Source organism: Rhodococcus sp. ARC_M5, from assembly GCF_022810405.1.
Classification (GTDB): domain Bacteria; phylum Actinomycetota; class Actinomycetes; order Mycobacteriales; family Mycobacteriaceae; genus Rhodococcoides; species Rhodococcoides navarretei.
The window spans coordinates 128,941-150,853 of record NZ_JALGQE010000008.1 but is presented as its reverse complement, the minus strand read 5'-3'; the positions used below and the strand labels follow the sequence as shown (position 1 = coordinate 150,853).

Below are 21,913 nucleotides of genomic sequence, written 5' to 3'. Positions count from 1 at the left end.
AATACTCCCCGCAGATTCCGCGGCGCCTCCCGGCGGGGTGACGCGGCTACCCGGTCGCCGGCCGGGTGGTTCCGGTCGTCGAAGACACAATCGGGTCGGTATCTCCGCAAATTCGGGTATATGGTGCTCCATATGACTTGTTTGCGGACATCTGCTCTGTCGGCGCTTCGATGACAGTGCCCCCGGTTCGCGTTCGAGATGCCGCAGCGCTCCTCGGCGTCAGTGACGACACCGTGCGCAGATGGATCGACAGCGGCGCGCTCCCCTCGCTCGAGGACGAGACCGGACGCAAGGTCATCGCCGGCCGGGACCTGGCCGACTACGCACGCGAGCATGCTGTCCCCCCGCCGGAGATCTCGTCGGGCGGCAGCTCTGCCCGCAACCGGCTCGTGGGTTTGGTCACCGAGGTCGTCTCGGACGCGGTGATGAGCGAGGTGAGCATGCAGTGCGGGCCGTTCACGATCGTGTCGTTGATGAGCACCCGATCGGTTCGCGAACTGGGGCTCGAGCCCGGCAAGGTCACCGTCGCCGTCGTCAAGGCGACCACCGTCATCGTCGAGACACCGTAGAACGCTGGAGATGTTCATGAAGACAATGCGCTCGGCATCCGCAGTTCTGGTTGCAGCCACCCTGATGCTCGTGGGGTGCAGCTCGCAGTCCGACCCGGGCACACCCGATGCGGCCTCGGACGGCAACGCGGTCGGAGGCGAGATCACCGTCTTCGCCGCGGCATCGCTTCGCGCGACGTTCACCGATCTCGGTGCTCGATTCGAGGCCGAACACCCCGGCACGTCGGTGGAGTTCAGCTTCGCGGGCTCCTCCGATCTGGCCGCACAGCTGATCTCCGGTGCTCCGGCCGACGTCTTCGCCTCGGCAGACACGAAGAACATGACCGAGACGGTCGACGAGGGCCTGGTCGCGGGAGAACCGGTCGACTTCGCCTCCAACACGCTGACCGTCGTCACCGCCCCCGGAAATCCGTTCGGCATCGCATCCTTCGCCGACCTGACGAACCCCGACGTCCTCACCGTGATCTGCGCACCCCAGGTGCCGTGCGGCGCGGCGACGGCAACCGTCGAGTCAGCGACGGGTAGGACGATTCCGGCGGTGAGCGAGGAATCTTCGGTCACCGACGTGCTGGGCAAGGTCACCTCGGGGCAGGCCGATGCCGGACTGGTCTACGTCACCGATGCTTCCGGGGCAGGCGCAGCCGTGACCACGGTGCCCTTCGAGGAGTCCAGTGAGGCCGTCAACACCTACCCGATCGCGACGTTGAGCGGTTCCGGCAACCCGGACACAGCGCGAGCATTCACCGAGTTCGTCGCCGGACCCGTCGGGCGAGATGTGCTCGGTCGAGCCGGCTTCGCGGCACCGTGACCGCTCGAGCCGCCGACGGCGGGCGGTCCACCGCAGGGCACCGTCCGACCGTCGGAGTACCGGTGTGGATATTCGCACCGGCTGCTGTGGGAGCACTCGTCGTCGTTCTGCCGCTGGCCGCGCTGTTCACCCGAATCGACTGGTCGAACTTTCTCGAACTCGTCACCTCCGAATCGGCGGTTGCAGCACTGATTCTCAGTCTGAAGACGGCGACGACCAGTACCGCTGTGTGCGTGCTTCTGGGCGTGCCGATGGCCATCGTGCTCTCGCGCAGCTCGATTCGTGGCCTCTCGATCCTTCGCTCCCTCGTCGTACTGCCCCTGGTTCTGCCACCGGTGGTCGGCGGCATCGCGCTGCTCTACACCTTCGGACGCCAAGGGCTGCTGGGCGAACATCTCGAGGCCTTCGGGATTCGGATCGCCTTCACCACCTCGGCCGTGGTGCTTGCGCAGGTCTTCGTGTCGCTTCCGTTTCTCGTCGTCAGCGTGGAGGGCGCGTTGCGCACCGCCGGTGACCGCTACGACGTGGTGGCTGCCACCCTGGGAGCCACACCGACGACCGTCCTACGGCGAGTGACCGTTCCGTTGATTCTTCCCGGGCTGATATCAGGAACCGTTCTCGCCTTCGCGCGCGCACTCGGAGAATTCGGGGCGACGCTGACTTTCGCCGGCTCCCTCGAAGGCGTGACCAGGACACTGCCTCTGGAAATCTATCTGCAGCGCGAGAGCGACCCCGATGCCGCAGTAGCGCTGTCGCTGGTGCTGATTCTCGTCGCGGCACTCGTCGTCGTGACCGCGCGCGGCACACGGTCGTCGGGAACGTTGTGAACTCACTCCACCTCCGGGCCACCCTCGGCAGTCGCGGCATCGATCTCGAACTCGATGCACTCGAGGGTGAGACGGTCGCCGTCCTCGGGCCGAATGGGGCAGGCAAATCGACACTGCTGCAACTGATCTCGGGCGTCGTGGCACCCGACGACGGTATGGTCCGACTCGGCGAGGACGTGTTGACCGACACCGCCTCGAACACCGTAGTGCCGATTCACGCCCGAGGCGTCGCGACCCTCGCTCAGGAAGCTCTGCTGTTTCCTCATATGGACGCGCGCACGAACGTGGCTTTCGCACCACGAAGCACCGGCGCGAACCGCGCCACCGCGCGGGCCGTCGCCGATACCTGGCTGGATGCGGTCGGAGCCTCCCACCTGGCAGATCGCCGCCCTGCGCAGCTGTCGGGCGGTCAGGCCCAACGTATCGCCATTGCGCGCGCTCTGGCGGCCGATCCACGACTGCTGTTGCTCGACGAACCGCTGGCGGCGCTGGATGTGGACACGGCACCGGGCATTCGGCGAGTGCTGCGCACAGTGTTGCGCGAGAGCGGCCGCACGGCCCTGATCGTGACCCACGATCTGCTCGACGTCGTTGCCCTCGCAGATTCCGTCGCGGTCGTCGATGGTGGACGCGTCGTCGAGCGAGGGTCGGTCACCGAGGTACTGACCGCCCCTCGCAGCGAATTCGGTGCCCGCATCGCCGGGGTGAACCTGATCTCGGGACGGGCGGTCGATGCCGAGGACTCGACGTCCCTGACCACGAACTGGGGAGTGTCCGTCCATGGCTCCGGGCGGCACACCACCGGAACTCCATTGGTAGCGGTGTTCTCCCCCGCCGCCGTCTCGGTACACCCGACTGCACCGCACGCCAGCCCCCGGAACGTATTCGAGGTGGTGATCGAGGAGATGGAGGTACAAGGCTCCGGCATACGCGTCCGCTCACGTCCACAACCCGACGGGTCTCCCGGCATGGCCGCCGACATCACCCCTGCTGCAGTCTCGGATCTCGGGCTCGAGCCCGGCCGCAGCGTGTTCTTCGTCGTCAAGAGCCGTGAGGTGGCATTGCACCCCGCATTGCCGTCGGCCGCCAGGACCGGTGGCTATCGGCGTAGTTGACGGTCGCTGCCGATGACCAACCATTTCCCGGACAGCACCCGGCCTGCGACGGCGAGCATCCGAAGGCCGACGAAGACGCCGAGGCCTGTCCAGATGCCGACCAGCCCCCAGTCGAACACGAGCGCGCACCAGATGAACGGCAGAAAGCCCACTACTGCACACGCCAGGGTCGCGTTCCGCAGGAAAGCCGCGTCACCACTGCCGAGCAGCACTCCGTCCAACGCGAACACCACCCCCGCAATGGGAATGATCGCGACGAAGATCCACCAGATCGCATGCATCTCACCGATGACCGACGCGTCGGTGGTGAACAGCTGCGGGACGAACGATCGCCCTACTGCGAACACGCCGGCGAGGACGACCGCGAACACCGTCGACCACGCCGTCAATCGCCACGCGAGTGCGCGCGCGTCGTCGATCCTGCTCGCTCCCAGGGCGGCTCCCACCAGCGTCTGAGCGGCGATCGCCAGAGAATCGAGCATCAACGACACCAGGTTCCACACATGCAGAACCACCTGGTTCGCGGCAACCGAGGCCGCTCCGAACCTCGATGCGACCGCAGCAGCCGAGAGGAAGCAGGCTTGAAACGCGAGGCTGCGCACGATCAGGTCACGGCCCAGTACCAACTGCGCGCGCATCACCGACCAGCGCGGGCGCAGCTCGTCGCTCGCCCGCACTACCGCGACGACGAACAACGCACCGGCAACGCCCTGCCCGATCACGTTCGCCACGGCAGATCCCACCAGCTCCAGACGCGGAAATCCGAGCAACCCATGGACCAGAAGCGGACACAACACCGCCGACACCCCGAAACCGAACACCACGAAACGCAGTGGCGCCACCGTGTTCTGGACACCGCGCATCCATCCGTTTCCGGCCAGCGACACCAGGATGAACGGCACACCCAGCAGAGCCACCCGCAGCCACGCGACGGCCTCGACGGCGATGTCGCCGCCGCCGGTCAGCACCGACACCACGGGCTCGGCGGCGAACTGCATCACCGCGACGATGCCGAGCCCGATCGCGAAGGCCAACCAGGTTGCCTGCACACCCTCACCGACGGCATCGCGTTCCCGACCGGCACCGTGCATGCGGGCCGCTCGCGCGGTCGTTCCGTAGGACAGAAAGGTCAGCTGGGTGCTGACCTGGGCCAGCACGAGACCACCTATCGCCAGGCCTGCGAGGGCCAAGGCACCGAGCCTGCCGATCACGGCGGCGTCGAACAACAGGTAGAGGGGTTCGGCGGCGAGGACGCCGAGGGAGGGCAGCGACAGGCCGAGAATTCTTCGAGCGGTGACCGGAGTGGAACTCACGATGCCGAGAGGGCCCCGCGCAGCGCATCGATCACATCGGGCAGGTCGCCGTGTGCGGTGTAGCCGGCCGCATTGCGGTGTCCGCCGCCGCCGAGTTCGCACGCCACCGCCGAGACGTCGACCTCGGTCTTCGAGCGCAGGGAGACCACCCAGACCGAGCCGAAGTCCTGTTGCTTGAGCACTGCGGCAACCTCGGCTTCGGACGTGGTGCGCACGATGTCGATCACGCTCTCGACCTCCTCCGACCGCAGTCCGGCCGAATCCTCGCTGCGAATGACGGCGTACACCAGCCCTCGCCCGTCGGCCGCGTCGGGAATCAACGTTGCCGAACCGAGTACGGACCCGAGCATCGGCAGCCAGTCGAACGGATGGGTGTCTAGGAGCTTGCGGGCGATGTGAGCGCCGTCGATCCCCGTGGCCAGCAATCTCTCGGCCAGCAGATGAGACCCCGGACGAACCCAGCGGAACGATCCGGTGTCGGTGACCAAGCCTGCGAACAGCAGGTGGGCCAGATCGGCATCGATCTCGACGCCCCACTGGTCGAGCAGTCGCGCGATCACGGCGGTGGTCGACTCCGCGGACGCATGCACCACGTTCACCGTCCCGAAGCGAGTGTTGCTGCGGTGGTGATCGATGACAAGGGTGGCCGACGCGGTATCGAGTCGGTCGCCCAGTGAACCCAGCCGACCCCGACTGCCGGCGTCGACCGTGACCACCAGGTCGACGGTGTCGGTGACCTTGTCGGCGTCGACCAGAAGGTGCCTACCGGGCAACTCGTCCATGGACTCGGGCAACGACGCCGGTGCTGCGAATGCCACCTGAACCGTCGCGCCGCGACGTTCGAGTACCGAACCGAGCGCAAGCCCACTCCCGATCGTGTCGGCGTCGGGCTGAACGTGGCACAGAACGGTCACCGAGGATGCACGTTCGAGCATCTCGATCGCCTGCGCCAAGCCCTGTACGGTCTCCGACTCTGTCCCCGAACCAACGGACATGTCAGTCGGCTTCGGCAGGCTCGACGTCTGCAGGAGTGGAGCCTGCGGAACGACCATCCAACCCAGGAGTGGAGCCTGCGGAATGACCATCCAAGTCTGCGACTTCGCGTGGGGCCTTGTACGGGTCCGGGTCCCCGGCGGGCTTGGCGTTCGCTCGGGCGCGTGCCAGTTCCTCGTCGGCCACGCGTGCGCGTTCGAGAAGGTCTTCCATGTGGCGCGCGGTGTCGGGCACAGTGTCGGTCACGAACGTCAAGGTCGGTGTGTACCGCACACCCGTTCCGGCTCCGACTTTCGAGCGCAGAACACCCTTGGCCTTTTCCAGTCCCGCTGCGGCAGCCTGCAGATCCGGCGGAGTGTCGAGGTCTTCACCCATGACGGTGTAGTACACCGTGGCATCGTGCAGGTCGGCGGTCACCTTGGTGTCGGTGATGGTCACGAAGGCCAGCCGCGGATCCTTGATCTCGTGATCGATCGCCGTCGCAACGATGGCGGCGATTCGCTTGGACAACTTACGAGCCCTGGCCTGGTCCACCACGACAATCACACTCCTCTTTCATGGCCGATGCCCGATCTGATCCGACGCATCGGCGGTTGTGCACGTCACATCCGCCGACAGTGCTCGGCGGATCTTCCGGATCAATCCTCGGGTCCGAAGATTCTCCGGCGTACTGCCAACAGTTCCAGATCGTGGCGTTCGGCGACGTGCCGTTCGCACTCGTCCAGCTTGTCGTGCAGCAGGTCTACATCGGTACCGGCCGCGGCAACCCCCAACAGGGACCGCCGAATACGTTCTCGCTCACCGGTTTCGGCGGCCGAGACTCCCATCCTGTGCAAATCACCGAGCACCGGTTCCATCATCGACCGTTTCTCGGCGAGCGAACGTACATCCCCCAACAACACGTCCAACTCCAGAGCACCCAGATACACGCTGACGTCCTTCGATCAGCTTCGACGACAAAGCCGGTGGCGGTACATCTGTCGTACCACCACCGGCTCGAAAGTCGGAGCGCAGTGTCACTCCCCTGGCTTCACCACCGAGCCGACGCGACCGGATGCGGAGCCGAACGGCTCCGCATCTGTTCTAGTCGCGCGGCTTTTCACGGAGTTCGTACGCCTCGATGACATCGCCCACCTTGATGTCGGAGTACGTCACCGTCAAACCACACTCGTAACCTTCACGGACCTCCGTCGCGTCGTCCTTCTCACGGCGGAGCGAGGAGATCGTGACGGTTTCCGCAACGACAGCGCTGTCTCGAATGAGTCGCGCCTTCGCGTTGCGACGGATCGTACCGGAGGTGACGAGGCAACCGGCGATGTTTCCGACCTTGGAGGAACGGAACAGCGCGCGGATCTCGGCCTGCCCGAGGGCGACCTCCTCGTACACCGGCTTGAGCATGCCCTTGAGGGCCTTCTCGATCTCGTCGATCGCCTGGTAGATCACCGAGTAGTACCGGATGTCGACGCCTTCGCGGTTGGCCAGCTCGGTGGCCTTGCCCTCCGCTCGAACGTTGAACCCGATGATGATCGCGTTGGATGCCGACGCCAGGTTGACGTTGGTCTCCGTGACACCACCGACACCGCGGTCGATGACGCGCAACTCCACCTCGTCGTCGATCTCGATACCGAGCAGCGCCTCTTCGAGCGCTTCCACGGTTCCCGAGTTGTCGCCCTTGAGGATCAAGTTGAGCTGTGAAGTCTCCTTCAGAGCTGCATCGAGATCGTCGAGGCTGATGCGCTTGCGGCTCTTGGCCGCCAGAGCATTGCGCTTGCGCGCATTGCGACGGTCGGCGATCTGACGGGCGATCCGGTCCTCGTCGACGACCAACAGGTTGTCGCCTGCACCGGGCACCGACGTGAAGCCGATGACCTGGACGGGGCGCGACGGCATTGCCTCGGTGACGTCGTCACCGTGCTCGTCGACCATTCGCCGGACGCGTCCGTATGCGTCGCCGGCGACGATCGAGTCACCGACGCGCAGGGTTCCGCGAGCGATGAGCACGGTCGCGACCGGGCCACGTCCACGGTCGAGGTGCGCCTCGATGGCGACACCCTGGGCTTCCATGTCCGGGTTCGCTCGCAGATCGAGCGATGCGTCGGCCGTCAGCAGTACCGCTTCGAGGAGGGCATCGATGTTGGTGCCCTGCTTGGCGGAGATGTCGACGAACATCGTCTCGCCGCCGTATTCCTCGGCGACCAGACCGTATTCGGTCAGCTGCTGCCGGATCTTGTCCGGGTTCGCGCCTTCCTTGTCGATCTTGTTCACCGCGACGACCATCGGAACGTCGGCCGCCTGAGCGTGATTGATGGCCTCCACCGTCTGCGGCATGACACCGTCGTCGGCCGCGACCACGAGAATCGCGAGGTCGGTGGCCTTGGCACCGCGGGCACGCATGGCCGTGAAGGCCTCGTGACCGGGGGTGTCGATGAACGTCACGAGGCGTTCGTTGCCCTCGAGCTCGGTCAGCACCTGGTACGCACCGATGTGCTGCGTGATTCCGCCTGCCTCGCCTTCGCGCACCGTGGTGTTACGAATCGAGTCGAGCAGTCGCGTCTTACCGTGATCGACGTGGCCCATGACGGTGACCACCGGGGGACGCTGTTCCAGATCTTCTTCGCCGCCGGCGTCCTCGCCGTAGGTGAGGTCGAACGAATCGAGCAGCTCACGATCTTCGTCCTCGGGGCTGACGACCTGGACGACGTAGTTCATCTCGCCGCCGAGAAGCTCCAGCGTCTCGTCGTTGACGGACTGGGTCGCGGTGACCATCTCGCCGAGGTTGAACAGGGCCTGCACGAGAGCGGCCGGATTCGCGTCGATCTTGTCCGCGAAGTCCGACAGCGATGCTCCGCGGGCGAGACGGATGGTCTCACCGTTACCGCGGGGCAGCCTGACGCCGCCGACTGCGGGAGCCTGCATGCTCTCGTACTCGGCGCGTTTTGCCCGCTTCGACTTGCGACCACGACGAACTGCTCCGCCGGGACGACCGAATGCACCTGCGGCTGCGCCGCGCTGACCGGGGCGTCCACCGCCGCCGGGACGGCCACGGAAACCACCTGCGGGAGCGCCGCCTGCGGGGGCACCGCCGGGAGCACCGGGGGCGCCACCACCGCGGTAGCCACCGCCACCGCCGCCACCCGGACGTCCGCCGGGAGCGCCGCCGGGACGACCCGGCCGACCTGCAGCGGGACCTGGACGTGCCGAACGGGTCGGCATCGCACCCGGGTTGGGGCGAGGAGGCATCGAGCCGGGGCTCGGACGAGGTCCGGCCTGACCCGGTGCGGGACGAGGCCCACCCTGCCCGGGTGCCGGACGACTACCGCCGGACGGTGCGGCGGGGCGAGGCCCACCCTGCCCGGGAGCGGGGCGTCCGCCTGCGGGACGTGGCGCACCGGGAGCGGGCCGGGGAGCCGGTCGTTCCACGGGTGCCGAGGAGTACGGGTTGTTGCCCACGCGCGGTGCCTTGGGACCGGGCTTGGGGCCGGGACCTGCGGGCTTGGGAGCTGCCGGGGCCGGAGCGGCGTCGCTGCTGGTGGCCGACGCGGCCGGAGCCTGCTCGACCGGAGCAGCGGGCGCTGCGGGCGCGGGGGTGGGAGCTGCCGGGGCCGGAGCCGGAGCGGCAGCGGGAGTTGCGGGTGCAGCCGGTGCAGCCTCCGCGGGAGCTTGCGCTGCGGGTGCTTCCGGCTCTGCCGGACGGGGGGCCGGCTTGGGGCCGGGACGGGGTCCGCCCGGTTTCGCTGCACTCGGCTTCGCGGTGCTGCCTGCAGCGCGATCGGCCGCTGCGCGGCCGTTCGGTGCAGATGCGGTCGCCGCCGGTGCGTCGGCGTTGTCGGACGGGAAGGATTCACGCAGTCGACGGGCCACGGGGGCTTCGACTGTGGATGATGCGGACTTGACGAACTCGCCTTGCTCTTTGAGCCGTGCGAGTAGTTCCTTACTGGTGACACCGAGTTCTTTAGCCAACTCGTGCACGCGGGCCTTGCCTGCCACTGCTCTCCTCACTGAGAGGCCGAGCGAGGCTTGGTGCCCGCACGACCTCGGGTTATCTCCGATGGACGTTCATCGTTGGTGCTTCACGGTGTGCTCATCAGTGCTGTTGCCTGTTCTTGTCGACGGGTGTTGCTCTTGTCGTGACCTCGGCCTGCAGCTTCTCGTACTCGTCGAGCACGACTGCCACTGCGGACGATTCCACATTTCCCGATATCCGAAACGCACGACCGAAGACTCGGCGTCGTTCCGCATTGTGCAGGCACTCTCGGCTGTAGTGCAACCACGCACCACGGCCGGACATCGAATGCCGGACGTCGGGGACGAGAGCGAATTCGTGCGAACCAGCTTCTCGAACCACGATCCTCAACAGATCGGTGGCCGGCACTCGCTCCCTGCACCCGACGCATGTGCGAATCGGCCGGCTTGTCACTACCGGATTCTCGCGTTCATACCCCTGGGCGGAGAGGTCGTTACCGAACCATCGACCACTCTACCGCTGTATTGCCTCGAACTCCGCATTCCGGCCCTACGCGCTGGTCGTCTCGGGTGCCGCCGCATCGCTGCGGATGTCGATACGCCAACCGGTCAATCGAGCGGCCAGTCGCGCGTTTTGCCCTTCCTTGCCGATTGCCAAGGAGAGCTGGTACTCGGGAACCACGACACGGGCCGCCCGTGCAACGGCGTCGACCACCGTCACCGAGACAACCTTCGAGGGGGAGAGAGCATTCCCGACGAACGTGGCCGGGTCCTCGTCGAAGTCGATGATGTCGATCTTCTCGCCCGCCAGTTCGCTCATCACGTTGCGCACGCGCTGACCCATCGGTCCGATGCAGGCGCCCTTGGCGTTGAGACCGGACACGGTGGACGCGACGGCGATCTTCGAGCGGTGCCCCGACTCGCGGGCCACTGCCACGATGTCGACCGAACCGTCGGCGATCTCGGGCACCTCGAGGGCGAACAACTTGCGCACCAGATTCGGATGGGTGCGCGAGAGGGTGATCTGCGGGCCGCGATTGCCCCGGGCGACTCCGACGACGTAACACTTGATGCGCTCGCCGTGCTCGTAACTTTCGCCCGGCACCTGCTCGGCGGGTGGGAGGAGGCCGTCGGCACCGTTGGCGTCACTGCCGATGCGGACGATGACCGTGCCCTTGGCGTTGGCGCGCGTGTCGCGCTGAATGACACCGTTGACGATCTCACCCTCGTGCGTGGAGTACTCGCCGAACGAACGCTCGTGCTCGGCGTCGCGTAGGCGTTGCAGAATGACCTGGCGCGCCGTGGTCGCTGCAATTCGTCCGAAGCCCTCGGGGGTGTCGTCCCACTCGGAGATCAGATTGCCGTCGGCGTCGAGCTCCTTGGCCATCACCCGAACGGATCCGGTCTTGCGATCGACGTCGATCCACGCGTTGGACTGGTGCCCTTCGGTGTGCCGGTAGGCCGTCAGCAATGCGGTCTGAATCGTCGAGATCACCATCTCGATCGGAATTCCCTTGTCCGCCTCGATGGCACGCAATGCGGCAATGTCGATATTCACTTGTCCGACCCTTCTTCCGGTGCTTCCACATCCACGATCTCATCGGTGTTCGCGGGCGACGGCCGACTGCCGACCACACCACCCGCCAGGTCCATCTCCTCAGCGCTGGGACGCAAGAACTCAACCTGCACAACAGCTTTCACAACATCGGCAAGCGCGACCGACCGCGTCGACAGAATGCCTTTCTCCTTGACCACCACGGTCACCGAATCGCCGTCGAGGACACCGACGCGACCGTCGAACTTGCCGTCGGCGAGTTCGACACGCACCTTGCGCCCGCGGGCCCGACGCCAATGCCGTGCCTCGGTCAGCGGGCGATCGATTCCGGGGGTGGTGACTTCCAACGTGTAGGGCGCTTCCCCGAAATCCGTCACGGCATCGAAGGCATCCGAGATCTCGCGGCTCAGTTCCGGGAGCGCGTCGAGGTCGATTCCCTCTTCGCGATCGACCATGATGCGCACTGCACTGTGCTTTCCTGCGGCGACCACGTTCACGTCCTCGAGGTCGTAACCCTGATCTCGAACGAGGTCGGCGAGCAGTTCGACAACCCTTTCCTTGGACGGAACAGGCATGTCGCGAACTCCTCGTGTGTAGTTGTGGGCGACCCGGCGTAGGGCAGCCGGACTGCGTTTGGTGAACCAACAGCCTACCGCCCCGCAGACAGTGCTCGTGACCACGATCGGCCGACGCGACACACGGGCACGGCGAGTGCAAGCGCTGCGGTCTGGCACGATATCGGAGTGCCAACGCCGACCGTCCCCTTCGCGCTCAGTCGCCGTGGGCTGTTCCGACTCGCCGGTGTGGCCGCTCTGTCCGCGGCCACCGTGTCGAGTGTTGCGGCCTGTGGCCAGGAGACGATCTCGGGTCCTGCCCTCGATACCCTGACCGCGCAGTTGCGCGCTGCCCGCGCGGATGCGGCGGATGCCACCGCGGCAGCGACGGTGATCGCCGATTACGCAGCCGCACTGGGGATCGTTGCGGCGCAACGGACCGAGCACGCCGATGCGCTCGAAACCGAGATCGCCCGCGCCACCGGTGCCTCGACCGGTACGTCCACTACTGCGAGCACCACAACGCCCGCTCCCACGACGCCGCCGCCCGATCTCGCGGCCGTGCGGGAGATGTTGACCTCCTCTGCCGACAGTGCAGCGAATGCGGCTCGTAACGAAAGCGGTTACCGGGCCGGCCTTCTCGGTTCGATCAGCGCTTCGTGCACGGTCTCGGCCCTGGTGGTGCTGGCATGAGCGATCTCGGTCCGGAACAGCAAGGCCTCGTCGATGCACTCCACGCCGAATATGCGGCGGTGTTCGCCTACGGCGTCGTGGCGGCGTTCTCCAACCCCACGCGCGCCGAGGTGGTGGCGTCGAACACCGCTGCCCATCGCGCGCGTCGAGATTCGACGATCGACGCCCTTCAGGCGGCGAGCGTTTCTGTGCCGCTGCCCGATCCGGCGTATGCGTCCCCGTTTCCCGTGACCGACGCGATCTCGGCTGCGCAGTTGGCCGCGCAGGCCGAGATCGACACGAGTATCGCGTGGCGTTCGCTGATCGAACGCAGCCAGTCCGGAGCCACTCGCGAGATGGGGGTGCAGGCACTGACCGACGCCGCGGTTCGCCTCGCGACGTGGCAGCAGATTCTGGGCGTCAGTCCGTCGTCGACGGCATTTCCCGGCCAACCGTGAGCGCTTCCACCGGTCCGACGGAACGCCCCGGCATGAACAGCGCCGCCACCAGTCCGATCGCCACTGCGCCTGCGCCGACGAGCAGAGCGGGTGCCAAGGCGTCGGTGTAACCGGTGGGCGTCAGTGATCCACCGGCCCCGATGAACACCGCTGTCAGTACTGCGATGCCGAGTGCGATACCCACCTCTCGCACAGTGGAGTTCGCACTGCTCGCGGTGGCGTGATCGTCGTCCTTCATGTCCCGCAGCACTGCGGTGGCGGACGGAGCGAACGTCAGTCCCATGCCCACTCCGGCCATCAGCAGCGCCGGGACCATCGACGGATACTCGGTGTCGGGGCCCAGAATCAGCGCCATCCACACGAGCGAGACCGACTGCAGCGACAAGCCGGCGACCAACAGTCCACGCAGCCCGACGCGCTCGGCGAGCACACCTGCGATCGGTGCGACCACCATCGGTGCCGCAGTCCACGGCAACGTGCGTAGGCCTGCCTGGAACGGCGTGTAGTTCATCACGATCTGAAGGTATTGCGCGAGGAGGAACACAGCCCCGAACATGCCGAGCGAGAACGTGATTCCAATGATGTTGGCGATGGTGAAGCTGCGCGAACGAAAGAGCGCAAGCGGCAACACCGAGTGCCTGGTGCGCGATGCACGCAGAACGAAGGCGACGAGCAGCACCGCCGAGCCGATGAAGCCGGCGAGCACCGTGGCCGACGCCCACCCGTCGTCGTTGCCGTGAACCACCGCCCACACCAGAAGGAAGACACCGCCGCCTGCGAGGACCACGCCGGGCAGATCGAGCGGTTGGATGCGGCCTGCTGTTTCCTTCAGCGCGACGTACGCCAGCGGAACTGCGACGAGGGCCACCGGAACGTTGATCCAGAAGATCGCCTGCCAGGAAATTCCGTCGACGACGGCTCCGCCGACCACCGGCCCCAGCGCGACGCCGAGTCCGGAGACTCCACCCCAGATCCCGATTGCCATCGCGCGCTTGCCCACCGGCACCACCGCGGCGAGCAGCGCAAGGGACAACGGCATGATCGCGGCGGCACCGATTCCTTGCACGGCCCGCGCCGCGATGAGCATCGCTGGGCTCGCAGCGAGCGCGCTGGCCACCGAGGCGGCAGTGAAAACGGTGATCCCGCCGAGGAACACCGTGCGTCTGCCCCATCTGTCGCCGAGCGTCGCCGCTGTGAGCATGAACGTGGCGAAGCTCAGGGTGTAGGCGTTGAGGAACCACTGCAGCTGGCCGACCGACGCGTTCAGATCCTGCTGAATGACCGGTAGCGCGCTGGTCATCACCAGATTGTCGAGTGTTGCCATGAACATCGGCAGGGATGCTGCGAGGATGCCGAGCCACACGGGAACGTTCCGATTGGCGGGCTGCACTGCAGGTGGAGAGGCTGTAGCGGTCATTGTGGCCGTCCCGTCTCGGGCTTGTAAGCATCGAATGATTACTTATTCGAGCACCGTAAGTTATCGACTGATAACCTGTCAACATGTCCGACACGTCAGCACCCAAGCCCAGAGCCACCCGGATGGATGCGGCCGACCGCCGAGAGCTCGTCCTCGACGCGGCAATGCGAGCGTTCGCACGCGGGGGCTACGCGGGCACCAGTACCGATGCGGTCGCAAGGGAAGCAGGGGTCTCTCAGCCGTACGTGGTCCGCATGTTCGGCACCAAGGTCGAATTGTTTCGCCTGGTGTTCCAACGCTCCATCGACGGCATCATGGCTGCGTTCGATGCCGTGCTGGCGGCGGGCCCGCTCGATCCCGAGGACGACAGCACCTGGGCGAATCTCGGCTCTGCCTACGCGGATCTGGTGGCCGATCGCGACCTGCTGATGGTCATGATGCACGGATTCGGCGCAGGCGCGGTGCCCGAGATCGGCCGCCAGGCACGAGAAGGAATGGGCGCGATCTACAGCCAGATCCGCAACGGAACCGAGTGTTCGGAAGATCAGGCTCGACAGTTCATCGCGCACGGAATGCTGCTCAACGTCTTGATATCGATGCAGGCACCGGAGCATCCGGAGGACAGCGCCGGACTGCACGAGATGACGATGTGCGCGTTCGGAACCACGCTCGTTCCAGCCGATTCCGGACAGCTGTGACGACTAGGGACGCATCTCGTACCGACCGTCGTAGGTGACGACCTCGTCCCAGACCGTCTCGAAACGGCCCTCATCGACCACCGGCTTACGAATGGCATCGAGCGCCCATTGTTGTTGCGCCGCGGTCGACGACGGCTTTCCGTACAGCGCGACGGCGTAACCCGAGAAGTCCCTGATCTGGAAATCGAAGATCTGGTCCATCATCTCGGTCGAGATCTCGTCGGCCTGCTCGAGCAGGAGGTGACCGTAGACGACGAGCGAGAACAGGTGACCCACCACGAGCAGGAAGTCGAGGTCCTTCTGCTGCGCTTCGTCGGGCGCGCACTCGGCGAGAAATGTCCTGAACGCCTGCGCCTGCTCGTAGAACCGTCCGACGTTGGGTGTGCCGGAATGCTTCTGATACACCGGATTCCAGTCGTGGAAGCGCACCGAGCTCGCACCTCTGGCCGGGCCTTGAGCGAAGAAGAAACTGTCGTCCACCGGCTCGGTCCGAGTGCCGACGTCGGGGTAGTCGGTAGGCGAGAACATGTACGCAGGCATGAACTTGAGCATGAGTGCAACGTTGACGTGCACGGTGCCCTCGAGCTTGGGAAGCGTTCCGATCAACTGGGCGGCCTCGCGGAAGTAGGTGTTCTTCTCGTACCCCTTGGCTGCGATGACGTCGTGCAACAGCCGGACGACGGTTTCGCCCTCCGAGGTGACCTTGGCCTTGGTCATCGGATTGAACAGCAGGTAGCGCCGGTCCTCTGGTCCGGCAGCGCGGAAGTAGTCCACCGCCCGGGCGCTGAAGAGCTTCATCGCGATCAGGCGCGAGTAACCGTCGACGAATGCGCTGCGCACGTGCGGAAAGTCGGTGACGCGATTTCCGTAGAGGATCCTGTTGTTGGCGTGCGTGATCGCCTCGTAGAACGCGTGCTCGCAGATCCCGATCGAACCGGTACAGAGATTGAACTTGCCGACGTTGACCGTGTTCAGTGCCGCCGAGAAAGCATCGGCCCCGGTGTGCAGGATGTCCTGCTTGCGGACGGGGTAGTTCTCGAGCGAGAACGTGCTGACGTACATCTGACCGTGCACGACGCTGTCGCGGAGTCGATAGGCCGGGTGCCCACTGTCGGCCACGAAGAAGACGTACGAATCGGGCCCCTCGATGTCGGTGCGTCGACCGAACACCGACACCATGCCTGCCACGTTGCCGTTTCCGATGTAGTACTTCTCCCCCGACGCGGTGAACTCGACGTCCGCGTCATCGGTCGAGGGCGTCAACAGCATGTCGGTGGAGTACACGTCGGCACCGTGCGCCCGCTCGGACAGGCCGAAGGCCATCACTCCGCCGCGGTTCAGTTCGGTCGCTGCGCGCCGCTTGGCGTCGTCGTTGGCGCTCATCCAGATCGGGCCGAGACCGAGGACCGTGACCTGCCAGGTGTACCAGTACGCCAGACCGTAGAACCCGAGAATCTCGCTGAGCGCGGCATTGCGTGCAGCGTCCCACCGCGTGTTCGGCACACCATCGGCGAAGGCGGCGGGCGTGGAGAACGTTGCGAACAACTTCTGCTCGGCGACGAATTCGAGGAAGTCGGCGGGCCAGACGCCGTCGAGGTCGTCCGCCAAGAGCCTGCCTTTGCCGCGACTCTCGAACCACTCGATCAATGCACGCAGTTGCCGGCGAGATTCCTCGTCGAGCTCGGCGGGATCGAACGTTGTCGGATCGAACAGCGCATACTGAGCCACGGTGTGACCTCTCCTAGTCGTTGACCCGAAGCTACCAGCGGGTACACGACCGCGCAGAGAGATCGACGGACTGTTCTACGGGGTGTTCCGCACTGCCTTCACGATCTCCTCGACCGCCGAGTCGATGTCCAGTTCGCGGCTCTCACCGGAGAAGCGATCGCGGATCTCGACCTTGCCGTCGGCCCAGCCGCGGCCGAGGACGACCACCAGTGGAACACCGATCAGCTCCGAGTCCTTGAATTTCACTCCCGGCGAGGCCTTGCGATCGTCGAAGAGCACCTCTATTCCCTGCGTATCGAGTTGTGTCGCAATCGATTCCGCGCCGGCACGAGCGGCGTCGTCCTTGTTCGCGATCACCAGGTGAACGTCGGCGGGCGCCACCTCCGACGGCCACCGCAGGCCCTTGTCGTCGTGCATCTGCTCGGCGATCACAGCGACCAGACGAGAGACACCGACTCCGTAGGAACCCTGGACCAGACGGACGGGCTTACCGGTCTCGCCGAGTACGTCGACCGAGAACGCGTCGGTGTACTTGTAGCCGAGCTGGAAGATGTGCCCGATCTCGATTCCGCGTGCACTGACCAGCGGACCACGACCGTCGGGAGACATGTCGCCGTCCCGCACCTCGGCCGCTTCGATGGTGCCGTCGGGAACGAAGTCACGACCGGCGACGAGGTTCACCACGTGCTTTCCCTTGACGTCCGCGCCGGTGATCCACGACGTGCCGTCGACCACCCGCGGGTCCACGAGATAGCGAACTCCGTTCGCCTGCAACCCGCGAGGTCCGATGTAACCCTTGACCAGGAACGGGTTGGCAGCGAAGTCGGCGTCGGTCAGCAGAGCGAACTCGGCGGGCTCGAGCGATGCTTCGAGCCGCTTCTCGTCCACCTCGCGGTCACCGGGCAGCCCGATCGCCAACAGCTCCCACTCCCCCTCGGCGCCCCGAACCTTGAGCAGAATGTTCTTCAGCGTGTCGGCCCCGGTGACGGTGCGGCCCAGATCAGCGCCGTTGGCCCATTCGACCAACGTCGCGATGGTCGGAGTCTCACCGGTCTCGTAGTCGACGGCGGCCGGTTGGCCTTCGATCGGAAGCGGCTCGGGCGCAGGCGTGGTGACTGCCTCGACGTTTGCGGCGTAACCCGATTCGACGCATCGGACGTAGGTGTCCTCGCCGATGTCGCTCTCGGCCAGGAATTCCTCGGATGCGCTGCCGCCCATGGCACCCGACGTCGCGGCGACGATGACATACGAGACGCCGAGCCTGGCGAAGATGCGCTGGTATGCCTCGCGGTGGGCGTCGTAGGACTTCTTCAGACCGTCCTCGTCCATGTCGAAGGAGTACGAGTCCTTCATGACGAATTCGCGGCCGCGAAGGATGCCCGCGCGGGGACGCTCCTCGTCCCGATACTTGGTCTGGATCTGGTACAGCGTGACCGGCAGATCCTTGTACGAGTTGTACTCGGCCTTCACCGTCAGTGCGAAGAGCTCTTCGTGGGTGGGCCCCAGCAGCATGTCGTTGCCCTTGCGGTCCTGCAGGCGGAACAGCGCGTCGCCGTATTCGGTCCACCGGTTGGTGGTCTCGTAGGGCTCGCGCGGCAGCAGTGCGGGCAGCGATATCTCCTGCGCACCGATGGCGTTCATTTCTTCACGCACGACGCGTTCGACCTGCCGAAGCACGCGCAGTCCGAGCGGCAGCCAGGAGTAGACACCCGGCGCGATACGACGAACGTAACCGGCGCGAACCAACAGCTTGTGGCTGTCGACCTCGGCGTCGGCCGGGTCGTCGCGAAGGGTGCGGAGGAACAGCTGCGAAAGACGGGTGATCACGGGTTGTCAGACTAGTCGGTTGCGCAGCGCCTGTGAGCAGGCGGCCGTGCAGTGAGTAGCCTTGACGATCGTGTTGATTCTGCTGCCTCCCTCCGAGACGAAGTCCGACGGCGGTTCCGGGGCACCTCTCGATCTGGACCGACTGTCGTTGCCGTCGCTCCTTCCGCTTCGCCGAAAGCTCGCCGATGCGCTGGTCGAGCTCGCCGACGACGTCGACGCGTCCGTCACCGCACTCGGACTCGGTCCCACCCAGGTAGACGCGATCGAACGCAACGCCCGGTTGTGGACCTCACCCACCACGCCTGCCTCGCAGCGGTACACCGGGGTGCTCTACGACGCTCTCGACGCGGCGTCGTTCACCCGAGCCGGTCGCGCCCGGGCGGACGCGCGGCTGTGGATCGGCTCGGCATTGTTCGGAGCCGTCCGCGCATCGGACCCCATCCCGTCCTACCGACTCTCCGGCGGATCGACCATTCCGAACTTCGGCACTCTGCGATCACACTGGAAGCCGGAACTCTCCGATGCCATCGAAGCCGAGGACGAAGGGGTTGTCGTCGACCTCCGATCGGGCAGCTATCAGCAGCTCGGGCCCGTCCCCGGCGCGATCACCGCGACGGTGCTCACCGAGAAGCCCGACGGCAGCCGATCGGTGGTGAGCCACTTCAACAAGCATCACAAGGGCCTGCTCGCGCGCGCGTTGACCCTGACCACCGCCGAGCCGAAGGACGTGAAAGCCGTTGCGCGCGTGGCATCGAAGGCGGGCCTACGCGTCGAAGTGGCGTCGAGCACCGAATTGATCGTGCTCACCGAATGAGCGAGATTCCGGGACTGCTCCGCCGCGGTGCCGATGCCTCGGTCGGCAAGACCAAGAGCCAACGCGTCGCCGACGACGTCGCAGATCGACTGGTGTCGATGGACGCGACCGAACTCGGCTCTCGGGCGCTGACGAACATGATCGAGACGATGTACGAAAACGGCTGGCAGCCCTTGGATCTGGTGCACGTCGTGCGGCGTCAGCACACGGTGGGCGTGGCCGATCTCGCTGCCGCGGTTCTGCTGCATCAGGCCGATCTCACCGACGCCGACTCGCGGGCCCCGCAGGACTGGGTGGACCAGATGTCCACTATCTGTGAGCAGTTCCCCCGGGTTGCGGCCCGGGTCGAGGCCACACCCGACTTCCTGACCGCGTACCTGATCTCCTCCGGCAAGTCCGATTACATCGCTGCCAGTGATCAGTGGCTCGACGTGCTCACCCTGCTCGGTCGATGGCAGACACTCCCCCGGTGGCCTCGGCTCGGCCCCACGCCGTCCCAGTGGCCGCGCACGCGTCCCACAGTGACGGGTGCCGCCGGCTCCGACTCACCGAACACCAAGATGCTGAGCAAGATTCGCGGCCTACTTGCCAAGGCCGATGCGACGGACTTCGAGGAGGAGGCCGAGACGCTGACGGCCAAGGCACAGGAGTTGATGACGCGCTACTCCATCGACACCATGCTGCTCTCGCAGGGCCACATCGATATTCACGGCCGACGCGTTCATGTCGACGGCCCGCACGCCCCGGCCAAGGCGCAGCTGCTGCATGTGGTCGGAACCGCCAACCGTGTGAAGGCGATCTGGGACCCGGAATTCGCCGTCGCAACACTGGTCGGAGCTCCGGTGGACGTGGAGCAGACCGAGTTGCTGTTCACCTCTCTGCTGGTCCAGGCAACTCGCGCCCTCGGCCATTCGCCGGAAGCGAAGAAGCGCAAGAAAGCCGGCTCGGCTGCCTTCGGTAAGGCATTCCTGTACGCGTATGCCATCCGTATCGGAGACCGTCTGACCGACGCCGATGCGCACGCCCTGGAGGAGGCGCGTCACGAATCCGGTGATCTGCTACCGATTCTCGCCGCGCAGACCGTCGCCGTAGAAGCCGAATTCGATCGATTGTTTCCGACGGCGAAGCCGATGCGGGGTCCACGCCTGGACGCCGAGGGCTGGGACTCGGGCCAGGCAGCTGCCGATCGCGCCGACCTCTCGCGCTGAGGTGTGATGTCACTGCTGGTTCGCAAGGCAAAATGATTCTGTGCCCGAAACTCTCGACGACATCATGACGCGAACGTCCGAACTCCTGACCGACCGCGACATGGCCGCACTGTCCACTCTGATGGCCGAGCTGTCTACGACCGATGCGGTGCGCGTGCTCGAGCGTGTCGACTCGTCTCGACGCGCGGTGTTGTTTCGGCTTCTGCCCAAGGACGAGGCGGTGGCGGTCTTCGAGCGCTTCGACGCCACGGTTCGCGGTGAGTTGTTCGAGAGTCTTCGCAGCTACGATGTGATCGCTCTGTTCGAGGAACTCGACCCGGACGACCGTGTCGAATTGCTCGACGAACTCCCTTCCAACGTCGCGCATCGACTGCTGGTGGGCTTGTCCCCCGACGAACGCGCACTCACCGCCCCCATGCTGGGATACGACCGCAGATCGGTCGGCCGCCGCATGAGTCCGGAGTTCGTTCGGCTACGGACCGCTGCGACCGCCGGCGACGCCCTCGATGCCGTGCGTCGTACCGGCTCGAACGCCGAGTCGGTGTATCTATTGCCGTTCACCGACGATCACCGCACTCTGTTGGGGGTGGTGACGCTCGCCGATCTGGCGACAGCGGCACCGAGCACTCCGGTCGGCGATCTGTCCTCGGATCATCCGGTGGTCGAGGCCGATTCGTCGGCGGAGGAGACTGCACGGCTGTGCTTCGAGCACCGTAGTCCCGCGGTGGTGGTGGTCGACTCCGAGCAACGGCTGATCGGGATACTCACTCTCGAGCAGTCCGCGCGCATCCTCGAGGAGGCGGAGGACGAGGATGCCGCCCGGGCGGGCGGCTCGGAGCCGCTACGGCGCCCCTACCTGTCCACGCCGGTGCTCGCCATCGTTCGCTCCCGTGTGGTGTGGCTGCTGGTGCTGGCGTTGTCGGCGATTCTCACGGTGCAGGTACTGGAGATCTTCGAGCATGCCCTTGCCGCCGTGGTCACTCTCGCCCTGTTCATCCCTCTGCTGACCGGAACCGGAGGCAACACCGGCTCGCAGGCCGCGACCACTGTCACGCGGGCACTCGCGCTGGGTGACGTGCGACCGCGGGACATCGCCGCGGTGCTGTTCCGCGAGGTTCGGGTCGGAGCGACGATGGGTGCGATGCTCGGCACGTTGGGCTTCGTCATCGCCGGGCTCGTCTACGACTGGCACCTCGGCGTCGTCATCGGAACGACGCTGCTGTCGATCTGCACACTTGCGGCCACAGTCGGCGGCGCGATGCCGCTGATCGCGAAGAAGATCGGTGTGGACCCGGCGGTCTTCTCGACACCTTTCATCTCCACCTTCTGCGACGCGACGGGGTTGATCGTCTACTTCCTCATCGCGAAGGCCGTGCTGGGCGTGTGATCAGCCC

The 21,913-nt window shown here is 65.8% G+C and carries 21 protein-coding genes; 10 read left to right on the top strand and 11 right to left on the bottom strand.

From position 1 onward, the window contains the following. The first annotated feature begins 170 nt into the window (after window positions 1-170). The 4 genes from MTX34_RS14655 to MTX34_RS14640 are packed head-to-tail and all read left to right on the top strand — an operon-like array spanning window position 171 to window position 3,319. Entirely contained in the window at window positions 171-569 is a 399-nt protein-coding gene (locus tag MTX34_RS14655; protein ID WP_243593314.1) for a molybdopterin-binding protein, read from the top strand. A gap of 16 nt (window positions 570-585) precedes the next feature. Continuing rightward, a complete protein-coding gene (gene modA, locus MTX34_RS14650; protein ID WP_374639671.1) occupies window positions 586-1,377 on the top strand; it encodes a molybdate ABC transporter substrate-binding protein in 792 nt (263 codons plus the stop codon). After that, entirely contained in the window at window positions 1,374-2,204 is an 831-nt protein-coding gene (locus tag MTX34_RS14645; RefSeq protein WP_243609839.1) for an ABC transporter permease, read from the top strand. The genes modA and MTX34_RS14645 overlap by 4 nt, the downstream gene beginning before the upstream one ends. After that, window positions 2,201-3,319 carry a sulfate/molybdate ABC transporter ATP-binding protein gene (locus tag MTX34_RS14640; RefSeq protein WP_243609838.1) on the top strand — a complete coding sequence of 373 codons (1,119 nt, stop codon included), beginning with the start codon at window positions 2,201-2,203 and terminating at the stop codon, window positions 3,317-3,319. Before MTX34_RS14645 ends, MTX34_RS14640 begins: the two co-directional genes overlap by 4 nt. Here the strand turns inward: MTX34_RS14640 and MTX34_RS14635 are convergent. The 8 genes from MTX34_RS14635 to rimP form a co-directional block, all read right to left on the bottom strand. After that, entirely contained in the window at window positions 3,304-4,632 is a 1,329-nt protein-coding gene (locus MTX34_RS14635) for an MATE family efflux transporter (RefSeq protein ID WP_243609837.1), read from the bottom strand. The genes MTX34_RS14640 and MTX34_RS14635 overlap by 16 nt on opposite strands. Then, entirely contained in the window at window positions 4,629-5,627 is a 999-nt protein-coding gene (locus tag MTX34_RS14630; protein WP_243593319.1) for a bifunctional oligoribonuclease/PAP phosphatase NrnA, read from the bottom strand. Before MTX34_RS14630 ends, MTX34_RS14635 begins: the two co-directional genes overlap by 4 nt. 1 nt (window position 5,628) lies before the next feature. Next, entirely contained in the window at window positions 5,629-6,162 is a 534-nt protein-coding gene (gene rbfA, locus MTX34_RS14625; protein WP_243609907.1) for a 30S ribosome-binding factor RbfA, read from the bottom strand. Window positions 6,163-6,263: 101 nt separating this feature from the next. Beyond that, window positions 6,264-6,554: a DUF503 domain-containing protein gene (locus MTX34_RS14620; protein WP_243593320.1), complete on the bottom strand. Its 291-nt coding sequence runs from the start codon at window positions 6,552-6,554 to the stop codon at window positions 6,264-6,266. Window positions 6,555-6,708: 154 nt separating this feature from the next. Next, window positions 6,709-9,612 carry a translation initiation factor IF-2 gene (gene infB, locus MTX34_RS14615; protein WP_243593321.1) on the bottom strand — a complete coding sequence of 968 codons (2,904 nt, stop codon included), beginning with the start codon at window positions 9,610-9,612 and terminating at the stop codon, window positions 6,709-6,711. Between the two features lie 97 nt (window positions 9,613-9,709). Beyond that, the gene (locus MTX34_RS14610) at window positions 9,710-10,042 is read right to left on the bottom strand and encodes a YlxR family protein (protein WP_243593322.1); all 333 of its coding nucleotides are present in this window, start codon (window positions 10,040-10,042) and stop codon (window positions 9,710-9,712) included. Window positions 10,043-10,138: 96 nt separating this feature from the next. Beyond that, a complete protein-coding gene (nusA, locus tag MTX34_RS14605; protein ID WP_068050201.1) occupies window positions 10,139-11,146 on the bottom strand; it encodes a transcription termination factor NusA in 1,008 nt (335 codons plus the stop codon). After that, window positions 11,143-11,718, bottom strand: coding sequence for a ribosome maturation factor RimP (gene rimP, locus MTX34_RS14600; RefSeq protein ID WP_243609836.1), 576 nt, complete (start codon window positions 11,716-11,718; stop codon window positions 11,143-11,145). The genes nusA and rimP overlap by 4 nt, the downstream gene beginning before the upstream one ends. 168 nt (window positions 11,719-11,886) lie before the next feature. Here rimP and MTX34_RS14595 point away from each other — a divergent pair, with 168 nt between their 5' ends. Both MTX34_RS14595 and MTX34_RS14590 read left to right on the top strand, forming a co-directional pair. Continuing rightward, on the top strand, window positions 11,887-12,390 hold the full coding sequence (locus MTX34_RS14595) for a hypothetical protein (RefSeq protein ID WP_243609835.1): 504 nt from the start codon (window positions 11,887-11,889) through the stop codon (window positions 12,388-12,390). Continuing rightward, entirely contained in the window at window positions 12,387-12,827 is a 441-nt protein-coding gene (locus MTX34_RS14590; RefSeq protein ID WP_243593326.1) for a ferritin-like domain-containing protein, read from the top strand. The genes MTX34_RS14595 and MTX34_RS14590 overlap by 4 nt, the downstream gene beginning before the upstream one ends. On the opposite strand, the gene MTX34_RS14585 is transcribed toward MTX34_RS14590, so the two are convergent. Beyond that, complete coding sequence (locus tag MTX34_RS14585; protein ID WP_243593327.1) at window positions 12,790-14,244, bottom strand: MFS transporter; 1,455 nt, start codon at window positions 14,242-14,244, stop codon at window positions 12,790-12,792. The two genes, MTX34_RS14590 and MTX34_RS14585, sit on opposite strands and share 38 nt — an antisense overlap. An 83-nt stretch (window positions 14,245-14,327) precedes the next feature. Between MTX34_RS14585 and MTX34_RS14580 the strand changes: the two genes are divergently transcribed. After that, the gene (locus tag MTX34_RS14580) at window positions 14,328-14,942 is read left to right on the top strand and encodes a TetR/AcrR family transcriptional regulator (RefSeq protein WP_243609834.1); all 615 of its coding nucleotides are present in this window, start codon (window positions 14,328-14,330) and stop codon (window positions 14,940-14,942) included. 3 nt (window positions 14,943-14,945) lie between these two features. Here MTX34_RS14580 and MTX34_RS14575 read toward each other — a convergent pair whose 3' ends face one another. Both MTX34_RS14575 and MTX34_RS14570 read right to left on the bottom strand, forming a co-directional pair. Beyond that, window positions 14,946-16,670: an acyl-CoA dehydrogenase family protein gene (locus tag MTX34_RS14575; protein WP_243609833.1), complete on the bottom strand. Its 1,725-nt coding sequence runs from the start codon at window positions 16,668-16,670 to the stop codon at window positions 14,946-14,948. A 75-nt stretch (window positions 16,671-16,745) separates the two neighbouring features. Further along, window positions 16,746-18,497: a proline--tRNA ligase gene (locus MTX34_RS14570; protein ID WP_243593330.1), complete on the bottom strand. Its 1,752-nt coding sequence runs from the start codon at window positions 18,495-18,497 to the stop codon at window positions 16,746-16,748. A 70-nt stretch (window positions 18,498-18,567) separates the two neighbouring features. On the opposite strand from MTX34_RS14570, the gene yaaA reads away from it, so the two are divergent. From yaaA to mgtE, 3 genes are read left to right on the top strand one after another with little or no spacing between them, the layout of a single operon-like run. Next, complete coding sequence (gene yaaA, locus MTX34_RS14565; RefSeq protein WP_243609905.1) at window positions 18,568-19,311, top strand: peroxide stress protein YaaA; 744 nt, start codon at window positions 18,568-18,570, stop codon at window positions 19,309-19,311. Beyond that, complete coding sequence (locus tag MTX34_RS14560; protein WP_243609832.1) at window positions 19,308-20,519, top strand: DUF2786 domain-containing protein; 1,212 nt, start codon at window positions 19,308-19,310, stop codon at window positions 20,517-20,519. Before yaaA ends, MTX34_RS14560 begins: the two co-directional genes overlap by 4 nt. A 40-nt stretch (window positions 20,520-20,559) precedes the next feature. Then, the gene (gene mgtE, locus MTX34_RS14555; RefSeq protein WP_243609831.1) at window positions 20,560-21,906 is read left to right on the top strand and encodes a magnesium transporter; all 1,347 of its coding nucleotides are present in this window, start codon (window positions 20,560-20,562) and stop codon (window positions 21,904-21,906) included. Window positions 21,907-21,913 lie beyond the last annotated feature (7 nt).